Annotated in this window: 38 protein-coding genes; all 38 read left to right on the top strand. The window is 67.0% G+C overall.

Annotation, left to right across the window (positions count from 1 at the left end; translation table 11 throughout):
- The first annotated feature begins 36 nt into the window (after positions 1-36).
- The 38 genes from fusA to rpsI all read left to right on the top strand — a co-directional run bounded on the left by fusA (position 37) and on the right by rpsI (position 26,552).
- Positions 37-2,169, top strand: coding sequence for an elongation factor G (gene fusA / locus AC07A6_RS15610; RefSeq protein WP_362460555.1), 2,133 nt, complete (start codon positions 37-39; stop codon positions 2,167-2,169).
- A 150-nt stretch (positions 2,170-2,319) separates the two neighbouring features.
- Positions 2,320-3,513 (top strand): elongation factor Tu, encoded by a 1,194-nt coding sequence (gene tuf / locus AC07A6_RS15605; RefSeq protein WP_125817857.1) that lies wholly within the window; start codon positions 2,320-2,322, stop codon positions 3,511-3,513.
- 179 nt (positions 3,514-3,692) lie between these two features.
- Complete coding sequence (locus tag AC07A6_RS15600; RefSeq protein WP_478777424.1) at positions 3,693-4,703, top strand: hypothetical protein; 1,011 nt, start codon at positions 3,693-3,695, stop codon at positions 4,701-4,703.
- Positions 4,704-5,180: 477 nt separating this feature from the next.
- Positions 5,181-5,489 (top strand): 30S ribosomal protein S10, encoded by a 309-nt coding sequence (rpsJ, locus tag AC07A6_RS15595; RefSeq protein ID WP_003948644.1) that lies wholly within the window; start codon positions 5,181-5,183, stop codon positions 5,487-5,489.
- A 14-nt stretch (positions 5,490-5,503) separates the two neighbouring features.
- Entirely contained in the window at positions 5,504-6,148 is a 645-nt protein-coding gene (gene rplC, locus AC07A6_RS15590; RefSeq protein WP_007265899.1) for a 50S ribosomal protein L3, read from the top strand.
- 4 nt (positions 6,149-6,152) lie between these two features.
- Positions 6,153-6,803: a 50S ribosomal protein L4 gene (gene rplD, locus AC07A6_RS15585; protein ID WP_042812330.1), complete on the top strand. Its 651-nt coding sequence runs from the start codon at positions 6,153-6,155 to the stop codon at positions 6,801-6,803.
- Entirely contained in the window at positions 6,803-7,126 is a 324-nt protein-coding gene (gene rplW, locus AC07A6_RS15580; protein ID WP_007265901.1) for a 50S ribosomal protein L23, read from the top strand. The genes rplD and rplW overlap by 1 nt, the downstream gene beginning before the upstream one ends.
- A gap of 39 nt (positions 7,127-7,165) precedes the next feature.
- On the top strand, positions 7,166-8,002 hold the full coding sequence (rplB, locus tag AC07A6_RS15575) for a 50S ribosomal protein L2 (protein WP_007265902.1): 837 nt from the start codon (positions 7,166-7,168) through the stop codon (positions 8,000-8,002).
- Between the two features lie 12 nt (positions 8,003-8,014).
- On the top strand, positions 8,015-8,296 hold the full coding sequence (gene rpsS, locus AC07A6_RS15570) for a 30S ribosomal protein S19 (RefSeq protein ID WP_007265903.1): 282 nt from the start codon (positions 8,015-8,017) through the stop codon (positions 8,294-8,296).
- A 43-nt stretch (positions 8,297-8,339) separates the two neighbouring features.
- Positions 8,340-8,687, top strand: coding sequence for a 50S ribosomal protein L22 (rplV, locus tag AC07A6_RS15565; protein ID WP_007265904.1), 348 nt, complete (start codon positions 8,340-8,342; stop codon positions 8,685-8,687).
- Positions 8,687-9,526: a 30S ribosomal protein S3 gene (gene rpsC, locus AC07A6_RS15560; protein WP_007265905.1), complete on the top strand. Its 840-nt coding sequence runs from the start codon at positions 8,687-8,689 to the stop codon at positions 9,524-9,526. Before rplV ends, rpsC begins: the two co-directional genes overlap by 1 nt.
- A 5-nt stretch (positions 9,527-9,531) precedes the next feature.
- On the top strand, positions 9,532-9,951 hold the full coding sequence (gene rplP, locus AC07A6_RS15555) for a 50S ribosomal protein L16 (RefSeq protein ID WP_007265906.1): 420 nt from the start codon (positions 9,532-9,534) through the stop codon (positions 9,949-9,951).
- On the top strand, positions 9,951-10,175 hold the full coding sequence (rpmC, locus tag AC07A6_RS15550) for a 50S ribosomal protein L29 (protein ID WP_007265907.1): 225 nt from the start codon (positions 9,951-9,953) through the stop codon (positions 10,173-10,175). Before rplP ends, rpmC begins: the two co-directional genes overlap by 1 nt.
- Positions 10,175-10,456, top strand: a complete 282-nt coding sequence (gene rpsQ / locus AC07A6_RS15545) for a 30S ribosomal protein S17 (protein ID WP_007265908.1) — start codon at positions 10,175-10,177, stop codon at positions 10,454-10,456. Before rpmC ends, rpsQ begins: the two co-directional genes overlap by 1 nt.
- Before the next feature lie 99 nt (positions 10,457-10,555).
- Positions 10,556-10,924 (top strand): 50S ribosomal protein L14, encoded by a 369-nt coding sequence (gene rplN / locus AC07A6_RS15540; protein ID WP_003956455.1) that lies wholly within the window; start codon positions 10,556-10,558, stop codon positions 10,922-10,924.
- Positions 10,925-10,926: 2 nt separating this feature from the next.
- Positions 10,927-11,238: a 50S ribosomal protein L24 gene (gene rplX, locus AC07A6_RS15535; RefSeq protein ID WP_007265909.1), complete on the top strand. Its 312-nt coding sequence runs from the start codon at positions 10,927-10,929 to the stop codon at positions 11,236-11,238.
- Positions 11,238-11,789 (top strand): 50S ribosomal protein L5, encoded by a 552-nt coding sequence (gene rplE / locus AC07A6_RS15530; protein WP_030298216.1) that lies wholly within the window; start codon positions 11,238-11,240, stop codon positions 11,787-11,789. Before rplX ends, rplE begins: the two co-directional genes overlap by 1 nt.
- A gap of 5 nt (positions 11,790-11,794) precedes the next feature.
- The gene (locus AC07A6_RS15525; protein WP_003956452.1) at positions 11,795-11,980 is read left to right on the top strand and encodes a type Z 30S ribosomal protein S14; all 186 of its coding nucleotides are present in this window, start codon (positions 11,795-11,797) and stop codon (positions 11,978-11,980) included.
- 223 nt (positions 11,981-12,203) lie between these two features.
- Positions 12,204-12,602, top strand: coding sequence for a 30S ribosomal protein S8 (gene rpsH / locus AC07A6_RS15520; protein ID WP_007265911.1), 399 nt, complete (start codon positions 12,204-12,206; stop codon positions 12,600-12,602).
- A 20-nt stretch (positions 12,603-12,622) separates the two neighbouring features.
- Positions 12,623-13,162 carry a 50S ribosomal protein L6 gene (rplF, locus tag AC07A6_RS15515; RefSeq protein ID WP_007265912.1) on the top strand — a complete coding sequence of 180 codons (540 nt, stop codon included), beginning with the start codon at positions 12,623-12,625 and terminating at the stop codon, positions 13,160-13,162.
- Positions 13,163-13,164: 2 nt separating this feature from the next.
- Positions 13,165-13,548, top strand: a complete 384-nt coding sequence (gene rplR / locus AC07A6_RS15510) for a 50S ribosomal protein L18 (protein ID WP_007265913.1) — start codon at positions 13,165-13,167, stop codon at positions 13,546-13,548.
- 45 nt (positions 13,549-13,593) lie between these two features.
- Positions 13,594-14,196 carry a 30S ribosomal protein S5 gene (gene rpsE / locus AC07A6_RS15505; protein WP_007265914.1) on the top strand — a complete coding sequence of 201 codons (603 nt, stop codon included), beginning with the start codon at positions 13,594-13,596 and terminating at the stop codon, positions 14,194-14,196.
- Positions 14,196-14,378 carry a 50S ribosomal protein L30 gene (rpmD, locus tag AC07A6_RS15500; protein WP_005313525.1) on the top strand — a complete coding sequence of 61 codons (183 nt, stop codon included), beginning with the start codon at positions 14,196-14,198 and terminating at the stop codon, positions 14,376-14,378. The genes rpsE and rpmD overlap by 1 nt, the downstream gene beginning before the upstream one ends.
- 2 nt (positions 14,379-14,380) lie before the next feature.
- On the top strand, positions 14,381-14,836 hold the full coding sequence (rplO, locus tag AC07A6_RS15495) for a 50S ribosomal protein L15 (protein WP_362460570.1): 456 nt from the start codon (positions 14,381-14,383) through the stop codon (positions 14,834-14,836).
- Positions 14,837-15,024: 188 nt separating this feature from the next.
- The gene (secY, locus tag AC07A6_RS15490) at positions 15,025-16,338 is read left to right on the top strand and encodes a preprotein translocase subunit SecY (protein ID WP_478777423.1); all 1,314 of its coding nucleotides are present in this window, start codon (positions 15,025-15,027) and stop codon (positions 16,336-16,338) included.
- Positions 16,338-16,985, top strand: a complete 648-nt coding sequence (locus tag AC07A6_RS15485) for an adenylate kinase (protein ID WP_478777422.1) — start codon at positions 16,338-16,340, stop codon at positions 16,983-16,985. Before secY ends, AC07A6_RS15485 begins: the two co-directional genes overlap by 1 nt.
- A 101-nt stretch (positions 16,986-17,086) precedes the next feature.
- Positions 17,087-17,938 carry a type I methionyl aminopeptidase gene (gene map, locus AC07A6_RS15480; protein ID WP_125817852.1) on the top strand — a complete coding sequence of 284 codons (852 nt, stop codon included), beginning with the start codon at positions 17,087-17,089 and terminating at the stop codon, positions 17,936-17,938.
- A 149-nt stretch (positions 17,939-18,087) separates the two neighbouring features.
- Entirely contained in the window at positions 18,088-18,309 is a 222-nt protein-coding gene (gene infA / locus AC07A6_RS15475) for a translation initiation factor IF-1 (RefSeq protein ID WP_003956442.1), read from the top strand.
- Between the two features lie 62 nt (positions 18,310-18,371).
- Positions 18,372-18,485 carry a 50S ribosomal protein L36 gene (gene rpmJ, locus AC07A6_RS15470; protein ID WP_003956441.1) on the top strand — a complete coding sequence of 38 codons (114 nt, stop codon included), beginning with the start codon at positions 18,372-18,374 and terminating at the stop codon, positions 18,483-18,485.
- Positions 18,486-18,681: 196 nt separating this feature from the next.
- Complete coding sequence (gene rpsM / locus AC07A6_RS15465; protein WP_007265919.1) at positions 18,682-19,062, top strand: 30S ribosomal protein S13; 381 nt, start codon at positions 18,682-18,684, stop codon at positions 19,060-19,062.
- A gap of 54 nt (positions 19,063-19,116) precedes the next feature.
- Positions 19,117-19,521 carry a 30S ribosomal protein S11 gene (gene rpsK / locus AC07A6_RS15460; RefSeq protein WP_003956432.1) on the top strand — a complete coding sequence of 135 codons (405 nt, stop codon included), beginning with the start codon at positions 19,117-19,119 and terminating at the stop codon, positions 19,519-19,521.
- Between the two features lie 188 nt (positions 19,522-19,709).
- On the top strand, positions 19,710-20,732 hold the full coding sequence (locus tag AC07A6_RS15455; RefSeq protein WP_007265920.1) for a DNA-directed RNA polymerase subunit alpha: 1,023 nt from the start codon (positions 19,710-19,712) through the stop codon (positions 20,730-20,732).
- Positions 20,733-20,838: 106 nt separating this feature from the next.
- On the top strand, positions 20,839-21,318 hold the full coding sequence (gene rplQ / locus AC07A6_RS15450; RefSeq protein WP_478777421.1) for a 50S ribosomal protein L17: 480 nt from the start codon (positions 20,839-20,841) through the stop codon (positions 21,316-21,318).
- A gap of 143 nt (positions 21,319-21,461) precedes the next feature.
- A complete protein-coding gene (gene truA / locus AC07A6_RS15445) occupies positions 21,462-22,325 on the top strand; it encodes a tRNA pseudouridine(38-40) synthase TruA (RefSeq protein WP_478777420.1) in 864 nt (287 codons plus the stop codon).
- Positions 22,326-22,394: 69 nt separating this feature from the next.
- Positions 22,395-24,014 carry an ABC-F family ATP-binding cassette domain-containing protein gene (locus AC07A6_RS15440; RefSeq protein WP_478777419.1) on the top strand — a complete coding sequence of 540 codons (1,620 nt, stop codon included), beginning with the start codon at positions 22,395-22,397 and terminating at the stop codon, positions 24,012-24,014.
- Between the two features lie 11 nt (positions 24,015-24,025).
- Positions 24,026-25,309: a glycosyltransferase family 87 protein gene (locus AC07A6_RS15435; RefSeq protein WP_478777418.1), complete on the top strand. Its 1,284-nt coding sequence runs from the start codon at positions 24,026-24,028 to the stop codon at positions 25,307-25,309.
- 241 nt (positions 25,310-25,550) lie between these two features.
- Positions 25,551-25,994 carry a 50S ribosomal protein L13 gene (gene rplM / locus AC07A6_RS15430; protein WP_362460589.1) on the top strand — a complete coding sequence of 148 codons (444 nt, stop codon included), beginning with the start codon at positions 25,551-25,553 and terminating at the stop codon, positions 25,992-25,994.
- Between the two features lie 42 nt (positions 25,995-26,036).
- Positions 26,037-26,552, top strand: a complete 516-nt coding sequence (gene rpsI / locus AC07A6_RS15425; RefSeq protein ID WP_007265926.1) for a 30S ribosomal protein S9 — start codon at positions 26,037-26,039, stop codon at positions 26,550-26,552.
- Positions 26,553-26,680 lie beyond the last annotated feature (128 nt).

Genomic DNA, 26,680 nt, shown 5'->3' with positions numbered 1-26,680 from the left:
CAACCCACATCGAGACCGAGAGAAGACTGAGCCGATATGGCTACCACTTCGCTTGACCTGGCCAAGGTGCGCAACATCGGCATCATGGCCCACATCGACGCGGGCAAGACGACCACCACCGAGCGCATCCTGTTCTACACCGGTGTGTCGTACAAGATCGGTGAGGTCCACGACGGCGCTGCCACGATGGACTGGATGGAGCAGGAGCAGGAGCGTGGTATCACCATCACGTCTGCCGCCACCACCTGCCACTGGCCGCTCGAAGATGTTGACCACACCATCAACATCATCGACACCCCGGGTCACGTCGACTTCACCGTCGAGGTGGAGCGTTCGCTCCGCGTCCTCGACGGCGCCGTCACCGTGTTCGACGGTGTGGCCGGCGTAGAGCCGCAGTCCGAGACCGTTTGGCGTCAGGCGGACCGCTACGGCGTCCCGCGCATCTGCTTCGTCAACAAGCTCGACCGCACCGGCGCCGAGTTCATGCGCTGCGTCGACATGATCAAGGACCGCCTCGGTGCGGTTCCGATCGTCATGCAGCTCCCGATCGGTGCCGAGGCCGACTTCCAGGGTGTCGTCGACCTCGTCCGCATGAAGGCCCTCGTGTGGTCCGCCGAGGCCACCAAGGGCGAGATGTACGACGTCGTCGACATCCCGGCCTCGCACACCGAGCTCGCTGAGGAGTGGCGCGCCACCCTCGTCGAGCAGGTCGCCGAGAACGACGAAGAGATGATGGAGCTCTTCCTCGAGGGCGTCGAGCCCACCGAGGAGCAGCTGCACGCGGCCGTGCGCCGCATCATCCTCGGCTCCGGCAAGGGCAAGGGCGAGCCCACGATCACCGCGGTGTTCTGCGGTACGGCGTTCAAGAACAAGGGCGTCCAGCCCCTGCTCGACGCCGTCGTGCGCTACCTCCCGTCGCCGCTCGACATCGAGGCCATCGAGGGCCACGACGTCAAGGACGCCGAGGTCGTCGTCAAGCGCAAGCCGTCGGACGAGGAGCCCCTCGCCGCGCTCGCGTTCAAGATCATGAGCGACCCGCACCTCGGCAAGCTCACCTTCGTCCGGGTTTACTCGGGCCGCCTGGAGGCCGGCACTGCGGTGCAGAACTCCGTCAAGGGCAAGAAGGAGCGCATCGGCAAGATCTACCGCATGCACGCGAACAAGCGTGAGGAGATCGACTCGGTGGGCGCCGGCGACATCGTCGCCGTCATGGGCCTGAAGCAGACCACCACCGGTGAGACGCTTTGCGACGAGAAGGCCCCCGTGATCCTGGAGTCCATGGACTTCCCGGCTCCGGTCATCCAGGTCGCCATCGAGCCCGCCTCGAAGGGCGACCAGGAGAAGCTGGGTGTCGCCATCCAGCGCCTCGCGGAAGAGGACCCGTCGTTCCACGTCCACTCGGACGAGGAGACCGGCCAGACCATCCTCGGCGGTATGGGCGAGCTGCACCTCGAGGTGCTGGTCGACCGTATGAAGCGCGAGTTCAAGGTCGTCGCCAACGTCGGCAAGCCGCAGGTCGCGTACCGCGAGACGATCCGCAAGGCCGTCGAGCGTCACGACTACACCCACAAGAAGCAGACCGGTGGTACCGGTCAGTTCGCCAAGGTGCAGATCGCGATCGAGCCGATCACGGACGCCGATGGTCCGGCGTACGAGTTCGTCAACAAGGTCACCGGTGGCCGCGTGCCGAAGGAGTACATCCCTTCGGTCGACGCCGGTGCGCAGGAAGCCATGCAGTTCGGCATCCTGGCCGGCTACGAGATGACTGGCGTCCGCGTCACGCTTCTCGACGGTGGCTACCACGAGGTCGACTCCTCCGAGCTCGCCTTCAAGATCGCCGGTTCGCAGGCCTTCAAGGAGGCCGCGCGCAAGGCTTCTCCCGTGCTCCTCGAGCCGATGATGGCCGTCGAGGTCACCACGCCGGAGGAGTCCATGGGTGACGTCATCGGCGACATCAACTCCCGCCGTGGCCAGATCCAGGCCATGGAGGACCGTCACGGAGCCAAGATCGTCAGGGGCCTCGTGCCGCTGTCGGAGATGTTCGGCTACGTCGGCGACCTCCGCAGCAAGACCTCGGGTCGCGCCAGCTACTCGATGCAGTTCGACTCCTACGCCGAGGTTCCCCGGAACGTCGCCGAGGAGATCATCGCGAAGGCCAAGGGCGAGTAACTCTTCCGAGTACACGCTTTAGGCTTGTCACCGGAGCCTCTGGGGCAACAGGAGCAAACCTCCCGTTGCCCCGGGGAACCCGGCTTTCCAGCAAAGATCACCTGGCGCCGATCTGTAAGGCGTACAGAACCACTCTCCAGGAGGACCCCCGTGGCGAAGGCGAAGTTCGAGCGGACTAAGCCGCACGTCAACATCGGCACCATCGGTCACATTGACCACGGTAAGACGACCCTCACGGCCGCCATTACCAAGGTGCTGCACGACGCGTACCCGGACCTGAACGAGGCCTCGGCCTTCGACCAGATCGACAAGGCTCCTGAGGAGCGCCAGCGCGGTATCACCATCTCCATCGCGCACGTCGAGTACCAGACCGAGGCGCGTCACTACGCCCACGTCGACTGCCCGGGTCACGCGGACTACATCAAGAACATGATCACCGGTGCCGCGCAGATGGACGGCGCCATCCTCGTGGTCGCCGCCACCGACGGCCCGATGCCGCAGACCAAGGAGCACGTGCTCCTGGCCCGCCAGGTCGGCGTTCCGTACATCGTCGTCGCCCTGAACAAGGCCGACATGGTGGACGACGAGGAGATCCTGGAGCTCGTCGAGCTCGAGGTCCGTGAGCTCCTCTCCGAGTACGACTTCCCGGGCGACGAGCTCCCGGTCGTCCAGGTCTCCGCGCTCAAGGCGCTCGAGGGCGACAAGGAGTGGGGCGAGAAGCTCCTCGGCCTCATGAAGGCCGTCGACGAGTCGATCCCGACCCCGCCGCGTGACACCGAGAAGCCGTTCCTCATGCCCGTCGAGGACGTCTTCACGATCACCGGTCGTGGCACCGTCGTCACCGGTCGTATCGAGCGTGGTGTCCTGAAGGTCAACGAGACCGTCGACATCATCGGCATCAAGACCGAGAAGACCACCACCACGGTCACCGGCATCGAGATGTTCCGCAAGCTGCTCGACGAGGGCCAGGCCGGTGAGAACGTCGGTCTGCTCCTCCGTGGCATCAAGCGCGAGGACGTCGAGCGCGGCCAGGTCATCATCAAGCCCGGTTCGGTCACGCCGCACACCGAGTTCGAGGCCGCCGCGTACATCCTGTCGAAGGACGAGGGTGGCCGTCACACCCCGTTCTTCAACAACTACCGCCCGCAGTTCTACTTCCGTACCACGGACGTGACCGGCGTCGTGACCCTCCCCGAGGGCACCGAGATGGTCATGCCGGGCGACAACACCGACATGTCCGTCCAGCTGATCCAGCCGGTCGCCATGGAGGAGGGCCTGAAGTTCGCCATCCGTGAGGGTGGTCGCACCGTCGGCGCCGGCCAGGTCACCAAGATCACGAAGTAATTCGTGTTCTGACCTGGTAGCCCGCACCTGTGGGCACCATGTTTGAGGCGAGGGCCCCTTTCCCACCGCTCCGGCGGTGGGGGAGGGGCCCTTCGTCGTACCCCTGTAAAGCCCGCGTAAAGGCGTTGTGAGAGGCTCCGCAGCAGTACGAACGGGCGATCGACCAGGGCGGGAAGCACATGGGGCAGCAGGACGGCAGACGCGACGAGCCGCAGGGGTGGCGGACCGGGCCGGCATGGCAGGAGATGGAGGGGCGCGGCCGGCGCAAGCGGCGCGTGAAGGCCGCGGCGGCGCTCGTTGCCATCGGGGCGGCCGCGCTGGTCGTCGTACGCCCGGAACTGCTCATCGACCGGGTGACGGGGAAGGCGGAAGCGCGCAGGGCGGCCGCCGAGGCCTCGCCGCTGCCCGCCGAGTCGGTACGTCCGACCGCGGCCCCGGAGGCCGCCTACCCGGACCGTCCGACCCTGAAGGAGCCGTTCCGGGGCTCGCCGGCCGCCCAGTGGGCCGACGGAGCCGCCGGCATCGAGGTCCCGGAGGCGACGGCCGTCGGCGGCATGTCCCGGGAGGCGGTCGCCGACGCGCTGGCGAAGGCGAAGCAGTTCCTGGTCGGGGCCAACCTGGACCCCGCCACGCTGCGGGGGGAGCGGCCGGCGGCGGCGATGGCGCTGCTGGACCCGAAGGACGACAAGACCCGGACGGCGATGGCGAAGGCCTTCGAGAAGCCGGGGCGGGACCAGGACCCGCTGGACTGGTTCACCCGGTACGACCCGGCCGAGCTGAAGCCGGCGGGCGACGTGGTCAAGGTGCGGGGCCGGATGTGGGTGGAGGCCGGCGAGCAGCCCGGGCAGGCCCACGTGCGGGCGGACTACTCGTTCGTCTACCCGTTCACGAAGGTCGGGGGGAACCCCGAGGACGTCGCGCGGACCATCGTCCGCCGCGAGTTCACCTTCTCGATCGCGGACCCGGACAAGTGGGAGGGCACCGCCGGCAAGCTGTGGCTCTTCCAGATCAACCGGGACATCGCCAACAGCTCCTGCGACCGCTTCGACGGCTACCTGCACCCGTCGTTCTTCTCGGACCCGGACAACGACGGAACGGCGCCCTCCGGGCCGCCGGTGGACCCGTACGACCGCAGCAAGGAGATCACGGTCGAGGGCCAGGAGGGCTGCGGGACCGTGTCCCGGACCTGATCAGCGGCCCGGCCTGCGAGAACCCCGCCGGGCAGAGGGTGCGGCGCGGTTTGACGTGTCCGCGCGGCGGGGTATTCTCTTCGGCCCGATTGGCCAGGTACGTGTCTCGTATGGCAGACTACTCAAGTTGCTCGGTTGAGTGCCGATGCTGTGCGCCTCCCGCCGGGAGGACCGGAAGCGAGTCCCACAGTACTCGTCGTCCTTAATCTGCCTTTCGGGGCAGCAATGAGGGCGGACGTACGGGAATCTTCTGGGAAGTGTCAGCACGGTGCCCACCAGGCACTCGGTGGGTGTTTCTCCCCCGAGACGCGGTCAGGACCGCATCCCCTTGGACGAGGGAATTTCCGTATGGGAATTTTCTGTAGAGGGTGTGCGACACGCCCGACCGCGTGGGTCGGAGAGAAGCCGCGGAACCCCGTTCCGCAGCCTCCCGGGAGCCAGAGCGTTTCCACACAGAGACAGGACTACGGAGTAGCCATGGCGGGACAGAAGATCCGCATCCGGCTCAAGGCCTACGACCACGAGGTCATCGACTCCTCGGCGAAGAAGATCGTCGAGACGGTGACCCGCACTGGTGCGTCGGTCGCGGGCCCGGTGCCGCTGCCCACTGAGAAGAACGTGTACTGCGTCATCAAGTCGCCGCACAAGTACAAGGACTCGCGCGAGCACTTCGAGATGCGCACGCACAAGCGCCTGATCGACATCCTCGACCCGACGCCCAAGACCGTTGACTCGCTGATGCGCCTGGACCTTCCGGCCGGCGTTGACATCGAGATCAAGCTCTGAGAGGCGTCGAGAAGATGGCAAAGCAGATCAAGGGCGTCCTGGGCGAGAAGCTCGGCATGACCCAGGTCTGGGACGAGAACAACCGTGTCGTCCCGGTGACCGTCGTCAAGGCCGGACCCTGCGTCGTGACCCAGGTCCGTACCAACGACATCGACGGCTACGAGTCGGTCCAGATCGCCTTCGGCGAGATCGACCCGCGCAAGGTGAACAAGCCCCTCAAGGGCCACTTCGCCAAGGCCGACGTGACCCCCCGCCGCCACCTGGTGGAGCTCCGCACCTCCGACGCCAGCGAGTACACGCTCGGCCAGGAGATCACTGCTGAGGTGTTCGAGTCCGGCGTCAAGGTTGACGTCACGGGCAACAGCAAGGGCAAGGGCTTCGCCGGTGTCATGAAGCGGCACAACTTCCGGGGCCTCGGCGCCGGTCACGGTGTGCAGCGCAAGCACCGCTCCCCCGGTTCGATCGGTGGCTGCGCCACCCCTGGGCGTGTCTTCAAGGGCATGCGCATGGCCGGTCGCATGGGTAACGAGCGCGTCACCACCCAGAACCTGACCATCCACGCGGTTGACGCGGAGAAGGGTCTGCTCCTCATCAAGGGTGCGGTCCCCGGTCCGAACGGCGGCCTCGTCCTGGTCCGTACCGCGGCCAAGGGGGCTTGAGGTAATGAGCACCATTGACATCCTTTCGCCGGCAGGCGACAAGGCCGGTACCGTCGAGCTCCCCGCGGAGATCTTCGACGCGAAGACCAGCGTTCCGCTGATCCACCAGGTCGTCGTCGCGCAGCTGGCTGCTGCCCGTCAGGGCACGCACAAGACCAAGACCCGTGGCGAAGTCCGTGGTGGTGGCAAGAAGCCTTACCGCCAGAAGGGCACCGGCCGCGCCCGTCAGGGTTCGACCCGCGCTCCGCAGTTCGCCGGCGGTGGCGTCGTCCACGGCCCCGTGCCGCGTGACTACTCGCAGCGGACCCCCAAGAAGATGAAGGCCGCCGCCCTCCGCGGTGCCCTCTCGGACCGTGCGCGTCACTCCCGCATCCACGTCGTCACCGGCGTGGTCGAGGGTGCCGCCTCCACGAAGGCCGCCAAGACGCTGTTCGGCAAGATCTCGGAGCGCAAGAACCTGCTCCTGGTCGCCGAGCGCTCTGACGAGCTGGCGTGGCTGTCCGCCCGCAACCTGCCCCAGGTTCACATCCTGGAGCCGGGCCAGCTGAACACGTACGACGTGATCGTCTCTGACGACGTGGTCTTCACCCAGGCCGCGCTCGAGTCCTTCGTGTCTGGCCCCAAGGCCGATGAGACCGAAGGGAACGAGGCCTGATGTCTGAGGCGACCGTTACCAGCAAGACCTTCACCGACCCGCGCGACCTGCTGATCAAGCCGGTCGTCTCGGAGAAGAGCTACGCGCTGCTGGACGAGAACAAGTACACGTTCATCGTCGCGCCCGGCGCCAACAAGACCCAGATCAAGCAGGCCGTCGAGGCGGTCTTCTCGGTCAAGGTCACCGGGGTCAACACGATCAACCGTCAGGGTAAGCGCAAGCGCACCAAGACCGGTTTCGGCAAGCGCGCCAACACCAAGCGCGCCATCGTGACCCTTGCCGAGGGCAACCGTATCGACATCTTCGGCGGCCAGGCCTCCTAACGGAGGTCTAGTCGTCCGGAATCGGACGAGGACTGAGAAATGGGTATCCGCAAGTACAAGCCGACGACCCCGGGCCGTCGTGGCTCCAGCGTCGCCGACTTTGTCGAGATCACGCGGTCCACGCCGGAGAAGTCGCTGGTCCGCCCCCTGCACAGCAAGGGCGGCCGTAACAACACCGGTCGTGTGACCGTTCGCCACCAGGGTGGCGGACACAAGCGCGCCTACCGCGTGATCGACTTCCGTCGTCACGACAAGGACGGCGTGCCGGCCAAGGTCGCGCACATCGAGTACGACCCCAACCGCACCGCGCGCATCGCGCTGCTGCACTACGCCGACGGCGAGAAGCGCTACATCATCGCGCCGCGCGGTCTGCAGCAGGGTGACCGGATCGAGAACGGCCCCACGGCCGACATCAAGCCGGGCAACAACCTCGCGCTCCGCAACATCCCGGTCGGTACCACGATCCACGCGATCGAGCTCCGTCCCGGTGGCGGCGCCAAGTTCGCCCGCTCCGCCGGTGCCTCCGTGCAGCTGCTCGCGAAGGAGGGCGTGATGGCCCACCTCCGCATGCCGTCCGGTGAGATCCGTCTCGTCGACGCGCGCTGCCGCGCCACCGTCGGCGAGGTCGGCAACGCCGAGCAGTCGAACATCAACTGGGGCAAGGCCGGCCGCATGCGCTGGAAGGGCGTCCGCCCGACCGTCCGCGGTGTCGCGATGAACCCGGTTGACCACCCGCACGGTGGTGGTGAGGGCAAGACCAGCGGTGGTCGCCACCCGGTCTCCCCGTGGGGTCAGAAGGAGGGTCGTACTCGCTCGCCGAAGAAGGCTTCGAGCAAGTACATCGTCCGCCGCCGCAAGACGAACAAGAAGCGCTAGGAGCGGGTTTAGATGCCGCGCAGTCTCAAGAAGGGGCCCTTCGTCGACGACCACCTCGTAAAGAAGGTGGACGCCCAGAACGAAGCCGGCACCAAGAACGTCATCAAGACCTGGTCCCGTCGCTCGATGATCATCCCCAGCATGCTGGGTCACACGATCGCGGTGCACAACGGCAAGACCCACGTCCCGGTGTTCGTCACCGAGTCGATGGTCGGCCACAAGCTCGGCGAGTTCTCGCCGACTCGCACCTTCCGCGGCCACGTCAAGGACGACCGGAAGTCGAAGCGCCGCTAATCGCGGGGTGGTTACGACTATGACTAACACCGAAGGGACAACCATGGAAGCCAGGGCCCAGGCGCGGTACATCCGCGTCACGCCCATGAAGGCCCGCCGCGTGGTGGACCTCATCCGTGGCATGGATGCCACGGAGGCTCAGGCGGTCCTGCGTTTCGCCCCGCAGGCCGCGAGCGTGCCGGTCGGCAAGGTGCTGGACAGCGCCATTGCCAACGCCGCGCACAACTACAACCACCCGGACGCCTCCACGCTGGTCATCAGCGAGGCGTACGTGGACGAGGGCCCGACCCTGAAGCGGTTCCGTCCGCGTGCCCAGGGCCGTGCCTACCGGATCCGCAAGCGGACCAGCCACATCACCGTGGTCGTCAGCAGCAAGGAAGGTTCCCGGTAATGGGCCAGAAGGTAAACCCGCACGGGTTCCGACTCGGCATCACCACGGACTTCAAGTCCCGCTGGTACGCCGACAAGCTGTACAAGGACTACGTCAAGGAAGACGTCGCCATCCGTCGGATGATGACGTCCGGCATGGAGCGCGCCGGCATCTCGAAGGTTGAGATCGAGCGCACCCGTGACCGCGTGCGTGTGGACATCCACACCGCCCGTCCCGGCATCGTCATCGGCCGCCGTGGCGCCGAGGCCGACCGCATCCGCGGTGACCTCGAGAAGCTCACGGGCAAGCAGGTCCAGCTGAACATCCTCGAGGTCAAGAACCCCGAGCTCGACGCTCAGCTCGTTGCCCAGGCCGTTGCCGAGCAGCTCTCCTCCCGCGTCTCCTTCCGTCGTGCCATGCGCAAGAGCATGCAGGGCACCATGAAGGCCGGCGCCAAGGGCATCAAGATCCAGTGTGGCGGCCGTCTCGGCGGCGCCGAGATGTCCCGCTCCGAGTTCTACCGCGAGGGTCGTGTGCCGCTGCACACGCTGCGCGCGAACGTGGACTACGGCTTCTTCGAGGCCAAGACCACCTTCGGCCGTATCGGCGTGAAGGTCTGGATCTACAAGGGCGACGTCAAGAACATCGCCGAGGTTCGCGCCGAGAACGCTGCGGCCCGTGCGGGTAACCGCCCGGCCCGTGGTGCCGGCGCTGGCGACCGTCCCGCCGGCCGTGGTGGCCGTGGTGGCGAGCGCGGCGGCCGTGGTGGCCGCAAGCCGCAGCAGGCTGCTGGTGCCGAGGCCCCCAAGGCCGACGCTCCCGCCGCCGCTCCGGCTGAGAGCACCGGAACGGAGGCCTGACCGACATGCTGATCCCTCGTAGGGTCAAGCACCGCAAGCAGCACCACCCGAAGCGCAGCGGTATGGCCAAGGGCGGTACTGAGGTCTCGTTCGGCGAGTACGGCATCCAGGCGCTCACCCCCGCCTACGTGACGAACCGCCAGATCGAGGCGGCTCGTATCGCGATGACCCGCCACATCAAGCGTGGCGGCAAGGTCTGGATCAACATCTACCCGGACCGTCCGCTGACGAAGAAGCCTGCCGAGACCCGCATGGGTTCCGGTAAGGGTTCCCCGGAGTGGTGGATCGCGAACGTGCACCCGGGCCGGGTCATGTTCGAGCTGTCCTACCCGAACGAAAAGATTGCGCGTGAGGCTCTCACTCGTGCGGCCCACAAGCTGCCGATGAAGTGCCGCATCGTCAAGCGCGAGGCAGGTGAGTCGTGATGGCGACGGGAACCAAGGCGTCCGAGCTCCGCGAGCTCGGCAACGAGGAGCTCGTTGCCAAGCTGCGCGAGGCCAAGGAGGAGCTGTTCAAGCTCCGTTTCCAGGCGGCCACCGGCCAGCTGGAGAACAACGGCCGGCTCAAGTCCGTCCGTAAGGACATCGCTCGCATCTACACCCTGATGCACGAGCGTGAGCTCGGTATCGAGACGGTGGAGAACGCCTGATGAGCGAGAACAACGTGACTGAGAAGACCGAGCGCGGTTTCCGCAAGACCCGTGAGGGTCTGGTCGTCAGCGACAAGATGGACAAGACCGTCGTCGTCGCCGTCGAGGACCGCGTGAAGCACGCGCTGTACGGCAAGGTCATCCGCCGTACGAACAAGCTCAAGGCGCACGACGAGCAGAACGCTGCCGGCGTCGGCGACCGCGTCCTCATCATGGAGACGCGTCCGCTGTCGGCGACGAAGCGCTGGCGCATCGTCGAGATCCTCGAGAAGGCCAAGTAATCACTTGAAGGGGTAACCCTTCAGGTTCGTTCCGCCAGGCTCGGCCGGGGCTTCCTCTGAAGCCCCGGCCGGGAACCGGCAGACAAACAGGAGATAGACGTGATCCAGCAGGAGTCGCGACTGCGTGTCGCCGACAACACTGGTGCCAAGGAGATCCTTTGCATCCGTGTTCTCGGTGGCTCGGGTCGCCGCTACGCGGGCATCGGTGACGTCATCGTCGCCACCGTCAAGGATGCGATCCCCGGTGGCAACGTGAAGAAGGGTGACGTCGTCAAGGCGGTCATCGTTCGCACCGTCAAGGAGCGCCGCCGCCAGGACGGCTCGTACATCCGCTTCGACGAGAACGCCGCCGTCATTCTGAAGAACGACGGCGACCCTCGCGGCACCCGTATCTTCGGCCCCGTGGGCCGTGAGCTGCGCGAGAAGAAGTTCATGAAGATCATCTCGCTCGCGCCGGAGGTGCTGTAAGCATGAAGATCAAGAAGGGCGACCTGGTCCAGGTCATCACCGGTAAGGACAAGGGCAAGCAGGGCAAGGTCATCGCGGCCTTCCCGACCGAGTCCCGCGTTCTGGTCGAGGGTGTCAACCGGGTCAAGAAGCACACCAAGGCTGGGCAGAACCAGGCCGGCGGCATCGTGATCACCGAGGCCCCCGTCCACGTGTCCAACGTCCAGCTGGTCGTGGAGAAGGACGGCAAGAAGGTCGTCACCCGCGTCGGTTTCCGCTTCGACGACGAGGGCAACAAGATCCGCGTTGCCAAGCGCACGGGTGAGGACATCTGATGGCTACCACTCCGCGTCTGAAGACGAAGTACCGCGAGGACATCGCGGGCAAGCTGCGTGAGGAGTTCTCCTACGAGAACGTCATGCAGATCCCCGGCCTCGTCAAGATCGTCGTGAACATGGGTGTCGGCGACGCCGCCCGTGACTCGAAGCTGATCGACGGTGCCATCCGCGACCTGACGACGATCACCGGTCAGAAGCCGGCCGTCACGAAGGCCCGCAAGTCCATCGCGCAGTTCAAGCTGCGCGAGGGTCAGCCGATCGGCTGCCACGTCACCCTCCGTGGTGACCGCATGTGGGAGTTCCTGGACCGTACGCTGTCGCTCGCGCTGCCGCGTATCCGTGACTTCCGTGGTCTGTCGCCGAAGCAGTTCGACGGCCGTGGCAACTACACCTTCGGTCTCACGGAGCAGGTCATGTTCCACGAGATCGACCAGGACAAGATCGACCGTACCCGGGGTATGGACATCACCGTGGTCACCACGGCGACCAACGACGACGAGGGCCGCGCGCTCCTTCGTCACCTCGGCTTCCCCTTCAAGGAGGCGTAAGCGAGATGGCGAAGAAGGCTCTCATCGCGAAGGCTGCCCGCAAGCCCAAGTTCGGTGTGCGTGCGTACACCCGCTGCCAGCGCTGCGGTCGTCCCCACTCCGTGTACCGCAAGTTCGGCCTGTGCCGCGTCTGCCTTCGTGAGATGGCTCACCGTGGCGAGCTGCCGGGCGTGACCAAGAGCTCCTGGTAATTCCCTTCCGTCCGTAAGGACTTGGGAAGTTCCAGAGGCTCTCGGTAAGCATCTGGTCGGCGGATGCCCGGCCGCGCATGCCTTAGGCTTGTGTGGTTGGGCGTCCGCCGCCCATAACGACTTACTACGCCGTAGGTCCCCGCACCGCACCCGTCCCGCCTCTGAGCGGGGAGAGGGATGGCGCATACAGGAAACCCCGGCGAGAGAGGCCGAAGGCCACTTCATGACCATGACTGACCCGATCGCAGACATGCTGACCCGTCTGCGTAACGCTAACTCGGCGTACCACGACACCGTCGTGATGCCGCACAGCAAGATCAAGTCGCACATCGCGGAGATCCTCAAGCAGGAGGGTTTCATCACCGGCTGGAAGGTCGAGGACGCCGAGGTCGGCAAGAACCTCGTCCTCGAGCTGAAGTTCGGGCCGAACCGTGAGCGCTCCATCGCGGGCATCAAGCGGATCTCGAAGCCCGGTCTGCGCGTGTACGCGAAGTCCACCAACCTGCCCAAGGTCCTCGGCGGCCTCGGCGTGGCGATCATCTCCACGTCGCACGGTCTCCTGACCGGCCAGCAGGCAGGCAAGAAGGGCGTAGGTGGGGAAGTCCTCGCCTACGTCTGGTAGTCGGGAACGGAGGAAAAGCAATGTCGCGAATCGGCAAGCTCCCCATCCAGGTTCCCGCCGGTGTGGACGTCACCATCGATGGCCGCACGGTTGCGGTGAAGGGCCCCAAGGGTCTGCTCACCCACACCGTCGCCGCGCCGATCGAGATCGTCAAGGGTGAGGACGGCGTTCTGAACGTCACCCGTCCGAACGACGAGCGTCAGAACAAGGCCCTGCACGGCCTGTCCCGCACGCTGGTGGCGAACATGATCACCGGCGTGACCCAGGGATACGCCAAGGCCCTCGAGATCAGCGGTGTCGGTTACCGCGTGGCCGCGAAGGGCTCCGACCTGGAGTTCCAGCTCGGCTACAGCCACCCGATCCTGGTCACGGCGCCCGACGGCATCTCGTTCAAGGTCGAGTCCCCGACCAAGTTCTCGGTCGAGGGCATCGACAAGCAGAAGGTCGGCGAGGTCGCCGCCAACATCCGCAAGCTGCGGAAGCCCGACCCGTACAAGGCCAAGGGTGTCAAGTACGCCGGCGAGGTCATCCGCCGCAAGGTCGGAAAGGCTGGTAAGTAGCCATGGCATACGGTGTGAAGATCGCCAAGGGCGACGCGTACAAGCGCGCTGCCAAGGCTCGCCGCCACATCCGCATCCGCAAGAACGTCTCGGGTACGGCGGAGCGTCCGCGCCTCGTCGTGACGCGTTCGAACCGCAACATCGTTGCTCAGGTCATCGACGACCTCAAGGGTCACACCCTTGCGTCCGCGTCGACCCTGGACGCTTCGATCCGCGGTGGCGAGGGCGACAAGAGCTCCCAGGCCCAGGCCGTCGGCGCGCTCGTCGCCGAGCGTGCCAAGGCCGCGGGTGTCGAGACCGTCGTCTTTGACCGCGGTGGCAACCGATACGCCGGGCGCATTGCCGCTCTGGCTGACGCCGCCCGCGAAGCCGGGCTGAAGTTCTAAGCCCCGGTTCCGGGACTCACGGACGTAACAGAGAGAGGTAATCCAATGGCTGGACCCCAGCGCCGCGGCAGCGGTGCCGGTGGCGGCGAGCGGCGGGACCGGAAGGGTCGCGACGGTGGCGCTGCCGCCGAGAAGACCGCTTACGTTGAGCGCGTTGTCGCGATCAACCGTGTCGCCAAGGTTGTCAAGGGTGGTCGTCGCTTCAGCTTCACCGCGCTCGTCGTGGTGGGTGACGGTGACGGCACCGTAGGTGTCGGTTACGGCAAGGCCAAGGAAGTTCCCGCGGCCATCGCCAAGGGCGTCGAGGAAGCCAAGAAGAACTTCTTCAAGGTTCCCCGCATCCAGGGCACCATCCCGCACCCGATCCAGGGCGAGAAGGCGGCCGGCGTTGTCCTGCTGAAGCCTGCTTCCCCCGGTACCGGTGTTATCGCCGGTGGCCCGGTGCGCGCCGTTCTGGAGTGCGCCGGCGTTCACGACATCCTGTCGAAGTCGCTCGGCTCCGACAACGCGATCAACATCGTGCACGCGACCGTGGAGGCCCTGAAGGGCCTGCAGCGTCCCGAGGAGATCGCGGCTCGCCGTGGTCTGCCGCTCGAGGACGTCGCCCCCGCGGCCCTGCTTCGTGCGCGCGCTGGGGCGGGTGTCTGATGGCCCGCCTCAAGATCACGCAGACGAAGTCGTACATCGGCAGCAAGCAGAACCACCGCGACACCCTTCGTTCGCTCGGGCTCAAGCGCCTGAACGACGTGGTCGTCAAGGAGGACCGCCCCGAGTTCCGCGGCATGGTGCACACCGTCCGCCACCTCGTGACGGTTGAGGAGGTTGACTAATCATGGCTGAGAACAGCCCGCTGAAGGCTCACAACCTCCGTCCGGCCCCCGGTGCCAAGACCGCGAAGACCCGTGTGGGTCGCGGTGAGGCGTCGAAGGGTAAGACGGCTGGTCGTGGTACCAAGGGTACGAAGGCCCGCTACCAGGTTCCGCAGCGCTTCGAGGGTGGGCAGATGCCCCTCCACATGCGCCTGCCGAAGCTGAAGGGCTTCAAGAACCCGTTCCGCACCGAGTTCCAGGTTGTCAACCTGGACAAGCTCGGTGCCCTCTACCCCGAGGGTGGAGAGGTCACGGTGGCCGACCTGGTCGCCAAGGGCGCGGTTCGCAAGAACAGCCTCGTCAAGGTCCTGGGCCAGGGCGAGCTCTCCGTGGCGCTGACGGTTTCGGTTGACGCCGTCTCCGCCTCCGCCAAGGAGAAGATTGCCGCCGCCGGCGGCTCCGTCACCGAGCTCGTCTAAGACGAAACTCTTGTGACAAATAGCTAGAAACCCGACCGGGGATGCCTCACAAAAGGGGCATCCCCGGTTGGTCGTTCCACGGGGGGTGCACTCGCCGGTAAGGTGGCGTGCACCTTTGCTTGTACGTATTCGTCGATCCTTCAGACCGTCACCTCTGACGCAGTAGCGCGGGGGTCGCAGGAGGCACCGTGCTCACCGCGTTCGCCCGGGCGTTCAAGACGCCCGACCTGCGCAAGAAGCTGCTCTTCACACTCGGCATCATCGTGCTGTATCGGCTCGGGTCCCACATCCCGGTACCCGGCGTGAGCTACAAGAACGTCCAGATCTGTGTCGACCAGATGGGGAACAGCAACAGCCTCTTCGGTCTGGTCAACATGTTCAGCGGCGGTGCGCTGCTGCAGATCACGATCTTCGCGCTCGGCATCATGCCGTACATCACGGCGAGCATCATCCTGCAGCTGCTGACCGTGGTCATCCCGAAGCTGGAGAACCTCAAAAAAGAGGGCCAGGCCGGCACGGCGAAGATCACTCAGTACACGCGCTATCTGACGGTCGCGCTCGCGATCCTCCAGGGCACCGGCCTGGTCGCCACCGCGCGTACCGGCGCCCTCTTCGGCACCTGCCCGGTCGCTCGCGAGATCGTCCCGAACCACTCGATCTTCACCACCATCACCATGGTGGTCACCATGACCGCCGGTACCTGTGTCGTCATGTGGCTCGGTGAGCTGATCACCGACCGCGGCATCGGCAACGGCATGTCCATCCTGATGTTCATCTCGATCGCGGCCGGCTTCGTCGGCGCCCTCTGGACCATCAAGCTCCAGGGCAAGATCGCTGATGGCTGGGTGGAGTTCGGTGTCGTCATCCTCGTGGGTCTCGCGATGGTGGCCCTGGTGGTCTTCGTCGAACAGGCGCAGCGCCGGATCCCGGTCCAGTACGCGAAGCGCATGATCGGCCGCCGTGCCTACGGCGGTACGTCCACCTACATCCCGCTCAAGGTGAACCAGGCCGGTGTCATCCCGGTCATCTTCGCCTCGTCGCTGCTGTACATCCCGGCGCTGATCGTGCAGTTCAGCGGTTCGACGGCGGGCTGGGCGACCTGGATCCAGAAGCACTTCGTCAAGGGCGACCACCCGTACTACATCGCCGCCTACTTCCTCCTGATCGTCTTCTTCGCGTTCTTCTACGTGGCGATCTCGTTCAACCCCGAGGAAGTTGCGGACAACATGAAGAAGTATGGTGGGTTCATCCCGGGCATCCGCGCCGGCCGGCCTACCGCCGAGTACCTGAGCTACGTACTCAACCGGATCACTTGGCCGGGGTCGCTGTACCTGGGTCTGATCGCTCTTGTGCCGACAATGGCGTTGGCCGGCTTCGGAGCGAACCAGAACTTCCCGTTCGGCGGGACGAGCATCCTCATCATCGTGGGTGTGGGTCTGGAAACCGTGAAGCAGATCGAGAGCCAGCTCCAGCAGCGCAACTACGAAGGGTTCCTCCGCTGATGCGAATCGTCCTCGTCGGGCCCCCCGGTGCGGGCAAGGGAACGCAGGCCGCGTTCCTTGCCAAGAACCTGTCGATCCCGCACATCTCCACGGGTGACCTCTTCCGCGCCAACATCAGCCAGAACACCGAGCTGGGCCGCCGCGCGAAGGCGTTCATGGACGCCGGTGAGCTCGTCCCGGACGAGATCACCATCGGCATGGCCAAGGACCGGATGGAGCAGGACGACGCCAAGGGCGGCTTCCTCCTCGACGGCTTCCCGCGCAACGTGGCCCAGGCCGAGGCGCTCGACGTCATGCTCAAGGAAGCGGGCATGAAGCTCGACGCCATCCTCGACCTGGAGGTCGAGGAGGACGAGGTCGTCAAGCGGATCGCCGGCCGGCGCATCTGCCGCAAGGACTCCGCGCACGTCTTCCACGTGATCTACGCGGCGCCGAAGGTCGAGGGCGTCTGCGACAAGTGCGAGGGCGAGCTCTACCAGCGCGACGACGACTCCGAGGCCACGGTCCGCAACCGGCTGGAGGTCTACCACACGCAGACCGAGCCGATCATCGACTACTACAAGGCCCAGGGCCTGCTGGTGACCATCTCCGCCCTCGGCGAGGTGCACGAGATCACCAAGCGGGCGATGGACGCCCTCAAGAAGTAGTCACTCCAGTTCGTGACCGACAGTACGGCCGCGGTGTCCCTCGGGCATCGCGGCCTTACTGTTGATGAAGACCCGTTTTCGAAGGTGGAAGGTCCCCGTTCATGGTTCAGCTGAAGACCCCCGAGCAGATCGCGAAGATGCGGGAGGCAGGGCTGGTCGTCGCCGCGATCCACGCGGCGACCCGTGAGGCGGCCGTGCCGGGCTCCACGACGCGGGACCTGGACATGGTGGCCCGGAAGGTGATCGCCGACGCCGGCGCGAAGTCGAACTTCCTCGGGTACGGCGGTTTCCCCGCGACCATCTGCACCTCGGTGAACGAGGTCGTCGTCCACGGCATCCCGGACGACAAGACGGTCCTGAAGGACGGCGACGTCATCTCCATCGACGCCGGCGCGATCGTGGACGGCTGGCACGGCGACGCGGCGTACACGGCCTTCGTGGGCACCGGTCACGCTCCGGAGCTGATCGAGCTGTCCCGCGTCACCGAGGAGTCGATGTGGGCCGGCATCGCGGCCATGAAGCTCGGCAACCGCCTGGTGGACATCTCGAAGGCGATCGAGGGCTACATCAAGCGCCAGCCGCGGCCTTCGACCGGTGAGCACAGCCTCGGCAAGTTCGGGATCATCGAGGACTACGGCGGCCACGGCATCGGTTCCGAGATGCACATGGACCCGCACCTGCTGAACTACGTCTCGCGCAAGCGGGGCAAGGGCATCAAGCTGGTCCCGGGCCTGTGCCTGGCGATCGAGCCGATGGTCTCGCTGGGCACCGCCCAGACGGAGGTCCTCGCGGACGACTGGACGGTCATCACCACGGACGGCACCTGGTCCTCGCACTGGGAGCACTCGGTCGCCCTGACCGAGGCCGGCCCGATCGTCCTGACCAGCCCGGACTGCGGCAAGGCGAAGCTGGCGGAGTACGGGATCACGACGGCCCCGGACCCGCTCGGGTAGCCGTCGCTTAATGATCTAGACTCATGGGCAAACTTTCCGGATTCGTCTTTCTGGGTGCCCTGACGTAGACTGACTCGTCGGCTCACGTGCATTTCCATGCCCTGCATGGGCACAGCGCCGATCAAGGTAGCCGATTCGAAAGGCGAAGCGTGGCCAAGAAGCAAGGTGCCATCGAGATCGAGGGCACCGTGATCGAGTCCCTCCCGAACGCCATGTTCAAGGTGGAACTCCAGAACGGTCACAAGGTCCTCGCGCACATCAGCGGCAAGATGCGTATGCACTACATCCGCATCCTTCCCGATGACCGGGTCGTTGTGGAGCTGTCTCCCTACGACCTGACGCGTGGCCGGATCGTCTACCGATACAAGTAGATCTTGCCCCCGCACCCCGCTCCGGCGCGGGTGGTGGCACTGACCCGGAGAACCTCACCAACATGAAGGTCAAGCCGAGCGTCAAGAAGATCTGCGACAAGTGCAAGGTGATCCGCCGTCACGGCCGGGTCATGGTCATCTGCGACAACCTGCGCCACAAGCAGCGCCAGGGCTGACGCACGCCGACCGACCTGCACTACGCAGTTCTTCGCGCGACGTAAGAAAACGTACATAAGCAGAGCCCGCCCAGCCCTCACGGGCCGGCGGCACCTCCGGCGGGGGCCGGGGACCCGGACGTACCATCGCCCATTCGGGCGGTCGGCGGTCGGGAGCGGTTCTGCTGCAGACCCCCGAACACACAGGAGCCATTGAATGGCACGCGTTTCCGGTGTTGACATCCCGCGCGAAAAGCGTGTGGAGATCGCACTCACCTACGTCTTCGGTATCGGGCGCACCCGGTCCAAGGAGATCCTCGCCTCCACCGGCGTGAACCCGAACACCCGCGTTCGTGACCTGGCCGAAGAGGACCTCGTCAAGATCCGCGAGTACGTGGACGCCAACCTCCGTACCGAGGGTGACCTCCGCCGCGAGATCCAGGGCGACATCCGCCGCAAGATCGAGATCCAGTGCTACCAGGGCATCCGCCACCGTCGTGGCCTGCCCGTGCACGGTCAGCGCACCAGCACGAACGCGCGTACCCGCAAGGGCCCGCGTCGCGCGATCGCCGGTAAGAAGAAGCCGGGCAAGAAGTAGTCCTGTTCAGCGGTCTTGCGCTGTAGGACCGACCACCTCCCGTAGGAGTAAGAGATGCCCCCCAAGGGTCGTCAGGGCGCTGCCAAGAAGGTGCGCCGCAAGGAAAAGAAGAACGTCGCTCACGGGCACGCCCACATCAAGAGCACGTTCAACAACACCATCGTTTCGATCACGGACCCGTCCGGCAACGTGATCTCCTGGGCCTCCGCCGGCCACGTCGGCTTCAAGGGCTCGCGCAAGTCCACCCCCTTCGCCGCGCAGATGGCCGCCGAGTCGGCCGCCCGCCGCGCGCAGGAGCACGGCATGCGCAAGGTCGACGTCTTCGTCAAGGGTCCCGGCTCCGGCCGTGAGACCGCGATCCGCTCCCTCCAGGCCACCGGCCTCGAGGTCGGCTCGATCCAGGACGTCACCCCCACCCCGCACAACGGCTGCCGCCCGCCGAAGCGCCGCCGCGTCTGACGACTGCCGGACTTCTCGCTTCGTCGAAGCGAGAGGCCGCGTCTGACGCAGCGGACGCACCTGTGCGTCTTTGAGTGTCCGGGCGGTACGAATCCCTTCGGGGGGACGTACCGCCCGTACCCTTGCTGTACCTGGCTTTACCCGTCGGGCGTCAAATAGTGGGCGTCCACGACTGAAGGAACACAGACATGCTTATCGCTCAGCGTCCTTCGCTGACCGAAGAGGTCGTCGACGAGTACCGCTCGCGGTTCGTGATCGAGCCGCTGGAGCCGGGCTTCGGCTACACCCTCGGCAACTCCCTGCGCCGTACCCTCCTGTCCTCCATCCCGGGTGCCGCTGTCACCAGCATCCGCGTGGACGGCGTCCTGCACGAGTTCACCACCGTGCCGGGCGTCAAGGAAGACGTCACGGACATCATCCTCAACATCAAGCAGCTGGTCGTCTCCTCGGAGCACGACGAGCCGGTCGTGATGTACCTGCGCAAGCAGGGTCCCGGCCTGGTCACCGCTGCCGACATCGCGCCCCCGGCCGGTGTCGAGGTGCACAACCCGGACCTGGTCCTCGCCACGCTCAACGGCAAGGGCAAGCTGGAGATGGAGCTGACCGTCGAGCGCGGTCGCGGCTACGTCTCCGCCGTCCAGAACAAGCAGCTGGGCCAGGAGATCGGCCGCATCCCGGTCGACTCCATCTACAGCCCGGTCCTCAAGGTCACCTACAAGGTCGAGGCGACCCGAGTCGAGCAGCGCACCGACTTCGACAAGCTGATCGTCGACGTCGAGACCAAGCAGGCCATGCGCCCGCGCGACGCCATGGCGTCCGCCGGCAAGACCCTGGTCGAGCTGTTCGGTCTGGCCCGCGAGCTCAACATCGACGCCGAGGGCATCGACATGGGCCCGTCCCCGACGGACGCCGCCCTGGCCGCCGACCTGGCGCTGCCGATCGAGGAGCTGGAGCTCACCGTTCGGTCGTACAACTGCCTCAAGCGCGAGGGCATCCACTCCGTGGGTGAGCTCGTCGCCCGCTCCGAGGCCGACCTGCTCGACATCCGCAACTTCGGTGCGAAGTCGATCGACGAGGTCAAGGCGAAGCTGGCCGGCATGGGCCTGGCCCTCAAGGACAGCCCGCCCGGATTCGACCCGACCGCCGCCGCCGACGCCTTCGGCGCCGACGACGACGCGGACGCCGGTTTCGTCGAGACCGAGCAGTACTGAGAAAGCTTGCGGGGAGCTCGCGCTCCCCGCACCCACCCCCTCGCGACCGCCTGGGGGAACTGACACCGGTACCTGACACGGCCGGTGCAGATTTGAAGGAGTAACAATGCCGCGTCCCGCAAAGGGTGCCCGCCTGGGCGGCTCCGCCGCGCACGAGAAGCACCTCCTCGCGAACCTCGCGAAGGCCCTCTTCGAGCACGGCCGCATCACCACCACCGAGGCCAAGGCCCGCCGCCTGCGTCCCTACGCCGAGCGTCTGGTCACCAAGGCCAAGAAGGGCGACATCCACAACCGTCGCCTGGTGCTGCAGACGATCACGGACAAGAGCATCGTGCACACGCTGTTCACCGAGATCGCCCCGCGCTACGAGAACCGCCCCGGTGGTTACACGCGCATCACCAAGATCGGCAACCGTCGTGGCGACAACGCCCCGATGGCCGTGATCGAGCTGGTCGAGGCCCTGACCGTGGCCCAGCAGGCCACCGGTGAGGCCGAGGCCGCCACCAAGCGCGCGGTCAAGGAGGCGGAGGCCAAGGCCGAGGCCACCGAGACCGAGGCTCCGGCCGAGGAGTCGAAGGACGCCTGACGTCCCTCCCCGCGTCAGCGGGGATGACCCCGAGGCTTGATCTCGTTCCGGGATCGAGTTCGCTCGGTCGGCTCTGAACGGGCCCGCCCCTTCCTGGGGGCGGGCCCGTTCTGCATTGCTGTGCTTCTGAGAGGATCTGTCACGTGAGTGACGAGGTGGAGCCCGGGCACGTCCGGGTACGGCTGGACCTGAGCTACGACGGCAAGGACTTCTCCGGCTGGGCGAAGCAGCGCACGCTGCGGACCGTCCAGGGCGAGCTGGAGAGCGCCCTGCAGACCGTGATGCGGCTCAAGGAGCCCGTCGAGCTGACCGTGGCCGGCCGGACCGACGCCGGGGTGCACGCCCGCGGGCAGGTCGCGCAGTTCGACCTGGCCGAGGAGGTGTGGGCCGAACACCACGACAAGCTGCTGCGCCGCCTCGCGGGGCGCCTCCCGCACGACATCCGGGTGTGGAAGGCGGCCGAGGCCCCCGAGGGCTTCAACGCCCGCTTCTCCGCGATCTGGCGCCGCTACGCCTACCGCGTCGGCGACCACCAGGCGGGCGTGGACCCGCTGCGCCGCGGGCACGTGCTGTGGCACCAGTGGCCGCTGGACGTGGACGCCATGAACGAGGCCGCCGCCGCGCTCGTCGGCGAGCACGACTTCGCCGCGTACTGCAAGAAGCGCGAGGGCGCCACCACCATCCGCACGCTCCAGCAGCTCAGCTGGGAGCGCGGGGAGGACGGCGTCATCACGGCGACGGTCCGCGCGGACGCGTTCTGCCACAACATGGTCCGCTCGCTGGTCGGCGCCCTGCTCCACGTCGGCGACGGGCACCGGCCCGTCGAATGGCCCGGGCAGGTGCTGGCGGCCGCCGTACGGGACTCCTCGGTGCACGTGGTCAAGCCGCACGGGCTGACCCTGGAGGAGGTCGGCTACCCGGCCGACGAGCTGCTGGCCGCCCGCAGCAAGGAGGCCCGGAACATGCGGACGCTGCCGGGCGCGGGCGGCGGCTGCGGGGGCTGCTGACCCCTCCGCCCCGCCAGGGCGCCGCAAACCGGTTGGGCGGATCACCGCCCGACCGGGACAATGCCCCGCATGGGACATCTCGAAGCCAGCCACCTGGAGTACTACCTTCCCGACGGGCGGGTCCTGCTCCCCGACGTCTCCTTCCGCGTGGGGGAGGGGGCGGTGGTGGCCCTGGTGGGTGCGAACGGCGCCGGCAAGACCACCCTGCTGAAGCTGATCTCGGGCGAGCTCCAGCCGCACGGCGGCGGCGTCGCGATCAGCGGCGGCCTCGGGGTGATGTCGCAGTTCGTGGGCTCGGTCCGGGACGAGACGACCGTACGGGACCTGCTGGTCTCGGTGGCGCAGCCGCGGATCCGGGAAGCGGCCAAGGCCGTGGACCACGCCGAGCACCTGATCCTCACGGTCGACGACGAGGCCGCGCAGATGGCGTACGCGCAGGCGCTCAGCGACTGGGCCGACGTACAGGGCTACGAGGCGGAGACCCTGTGGGACGTGTGCACCACGGCCGCGCTGGACATCCCCTTCGACCGGGCCCAGTACCGCGAGGTGCGGACGCTCTCGGGCGGTGAGCAGAAGCGGCTGGTGCTGGAGGCGCTGCTGCGCGGGCCGGACGAGGTGCTGCTGCTCGACGAGCCGGACAACTACCTCGACGTCCCGGGCAAGCGGTGGCTGGAGGAGCAGCTGAAGGCCACCCGCAAGACGGTGCTCTTCGTGTCGCACGACCGGGAGCTGCTGTCCCGGGCCGCCGAGAAGATCATCAGCCTGGAGCCGAGCCCGACGGGTACGGACGTCTGGGTGCACGGCGCGGGCTTCGACACGTACCACCAGGCCCGCAAGGAGCGCTTCGCCCGCTTCGAGGAGCTCAAGCGCCGCTGGGACGAGGAGCACGCCCGCCTGAAGGCCCTGGTCCTGCGGCTGCGGAACCAGGCCGCGAGCAGCCCGGACATGGCCTCGCGGTACCGGGCGATGCAGACCCGCTTCCAGAAGTTCGAGGAGGCCGGCCCGCCGCCGGAGCCGCCGCGCGAGCAGGAGATCAAGATGCGGCTCAAGGGCGGCCGCACGGGCGTGCGCGCGCTGACCGTGGAGAACCTGGAGCTGACCGGCCTGATGAAGCCGTTCTCGCTGGAGGTCTTCTACGGCGAGCGGGTCGCGGTGCTCGGCTCGAACGGCTCCGGCAAGTCGCACTTCCTGCGGCTGCTGGCGGGCGAGGACGTCAAGCACACCGGTGACTGGAAGCTGGGCGCGCGGGTGCTGCCCGGCCATTTCGCGCAGACGCACGCGCACCCGGAGCTGTTCGGGCGCACGCTCGTCGACATCCTGTGGACGGAGGCGGCGAAGCCGCTCGGCCCCGCGATGGCGGTGCTGCGCCGGTACGAGCTGGAGCGCCAGGGCGAGCAGAAGTTCGAGAAGCTCTCGGGCGGCCAGCAGGCGCGTTTCCAGATCCTGCTGCTGGAGCTGGCCGGGACGACGGCGCTGCTGCTGGACGAGCCGACGGACAACCTCGACCTGGAGTCGGCGGAGGCCCTGCAGGACGGCCTGGAGTCGTACGAGGGAACCGTGCTGTGCGTCACGCACGACCGCTGGTTCGCCCGGACCTTCGACCGCTACCTGGTCTTCGGTTCGGACGGCGTCGTGAGGGAAACTCAGGAGCCCGTCTGGGACGAACGCAGGGTCGAGCGCAAGCGCTGAGGGGGACTGCCGTGGGGCTGCGGCCGGGCGTCTGGGTCATGCGGTGGCGGCAGCCGGCCACGGCGGTGCGGGTGACCGCGTGGCTGCTCGGGCCGGCGCCGCGGTCGTTGCGGGTGGTGTCGGCCGGGGTCCTGGTGTTCCTGGCCGTCTCCACGAGCCTGCGGGCGAACTGGGGCTCCGACAACGCCTTCGTGGTCAAGGCCGCGCGGACGCTGCTGGACGGCGGCTCCCCGTACGAGGACAAGCGGTTCCTGTACCTGCCCAGCGCGGTGCTGGTGGCGGTGCCCGAGGCGCTGCTGCCGCGGGAGGTGCTGCGCTGGCTGCTGCCGGTGGGGATGTCGGGGCTGCTGGGCGCGGGCTGGCTGGCGGCGCTGCGGCTGTTCTCGGTGCCGTTGCGCTCGCGGCTGGCGGTGGGCGGGTTCGCGGTGCTGGCCCTGGCCTACAAGCCGTACGCGAACCTGGTGCTGATCGGGAACTGGACGGCGGTCTCGGCGGCCGCGCTGCCCTGCGCGCTGCTGCTCGCGCACCGGGGGAGGTGGGGGGCGGCCGGGCTGGTGGTGGGGCTGGCGATCGCCTGCAAGCCGATGCTGGTGCCGGCCGGGCTGCTGTTCCTGCTGGCCCGGCGGTGGCGGGGGCTGGCGGTGGCGGTGCTGGTGCCGCTGGGGATGTCGCTGGCGGGGGCGCTGGTGATGCCGAGCCCGTCGCTGTTCTTCACCAAGACGCTGCCGTTCCTCTTCCAGGGGCAGGACGCCTACGCGCTGCCCTGGGACGCCTCGCCGATCGCGGTGCTGCCGCGGCTGGGGGTGCCGCAGCCGGTGGCGGTGGCGGTGGCCTTCGCGGGGGCCGGCGCCGGGCTGTGGGCGGCGTGGACCCGCTGGCGGCGGCCGGATCCCGAGGGTGACGGGGGCGAGCTGAGGCTCGTGGAGACGGCCTGCAGCGTGATGCTCGCCGCATTTCTGGTCTCGCGGCCCTCCTTCGACCACTACCTGCTGGTGGTGCTTCCGCTGCTGCTCGCGTCGGGGGTGCGGGCGGGCTCGATGCCCCGCTCGCCCTGGTTCTGGCTGGCCCTGACGCCGCAGGCGGCGCTGGTCCCGTGGCCGGACGAGCTGGCCGGAAAGCGGCGCGCCTTTAAGGACGCGGCGGCCCTCTGCGGGCTCGCGGGTCTGCTGGTGCGTCGTGCACTGCGCTCAGGTCGGGTTACTCTGGAACCCGTAACAACTGCGGGGTCCCCACCCAGGACCGAACCGGAGTGCGCCGCGACGCCAGCAGAATCGGCATCGCGGACCGCGTTTTGACCCGTATGGGTCCTCTTGGGTATCCTGCTGGTTTGTTATGCGTATTGGCTTTCTCATTCTCACGTGAAAGGGCCTTACGCCGGTCCACCGGACCGATGACCAGCAGTTTTGTTTTCACTCGGGTGCGTCCCCGATGTGAACGAGGGCTGTCGTGATCGTCCGTGGTGACCCTGTCAGGACCCTTCCCGCAGGGCTTGCGCCCTATGGGATGACCCACCACTGAAGAAGCGAAGGCATACGCGTGCGTACGTACAGCCCCAAGCCCGGCGACATCTCGCGCCAGTGGCTCGTCATTGACGCCCAGGACGTCGTCCTCGGCCGTCTGGCGACCCAGGCCGCTGCCCTCCTGAAGGGCAAGCACAAGCCGACCTACGCCCCCCACATGGACATGGGCGACTTCGTCATCATCATCAACGCCGACAAGGTTCACCTGTCCGGCAACAAGGCCTCCCAGAAGATGGCGTACCGCCACTCCGGTTTCCCGGGCGGTCTGCGCTCCGTGCGCTACGACGACCTCCTGGCGAACAACCCGGAGAAGGCCGTCGAGAAGGCCGTCAAGGGCATGCTCCCCAAGAACACCCTGGGCCGTCAGATGCTCTCGAAGCTGAAGGTCTACTCGGGCGACCAGCACCCCCACGCTGCCCAGCAGCCGGTGCCGTTCGAGATCACCCAGGTCGCGCAGTAGTTCCGGCCACCCCCTAAGACGTAGAGAATTCTGAGGAGCATCGTGGCCGAGACCACCGCCGAGACCCCCATCGACGAGTTCGAGGGCGTCGAGGAGTACACCACCGAGTCGGACGTCGTCGTCGAGGGCGACTACACCTCCGAGTCGCTTGCCGGTCGCTTCGGTGACCCCCAGCCGGCCGCCGGCCTGGGCCGTCGCAAGAACGCCATCGCCCGCGTCCGGATCGTTCCGGGCACCGGCAAGTGGAAGATCAACGGTCGCACCCTTGAGGACTACTTCCCCAACAAGGTGCACCAGCAGGAAGTCAACGAGCCCTTCAAGCTCCTGGAGCTTGACGGCCGCTACGACGTCATCGCCCGCATCTCGGGTGGCGGCGTCTCCGGTCAGGCCGGCGCCCTGCGCCTCGGCGTGGCCCGCGCGCTGAACGAGGCGGACGTGGACAACAACCGCCCGGCGCTGAAGAAGGCCGGCTTCCTCTCCCGCGACGACCGTGCGGTCGAGCGCAAGAAGGCCGGTCTCAAGAAGGCCCGTAAGGCTCCGCAGTACAGCAAGCGTTAATCTGCGCCTGCTGTTCAGCAACGAAACCGCCCCGGCAGCACTCTCCGTGCTGCCGGGGCGGTTCGTTTACCGCCAAAAGCGGCAAACAACTGTCACTAGCGGTCACCAAGCGAAGCTTGAACTCGGGA

The organism is Streptomyces sp. NPDC044002 (assembly GCF_056434525.1).
The sequence above is the reverse complement of the archived record's forward strand: the minus strand, read 5'-3'. Positions and strand labels throughout refer to the sequence as shown.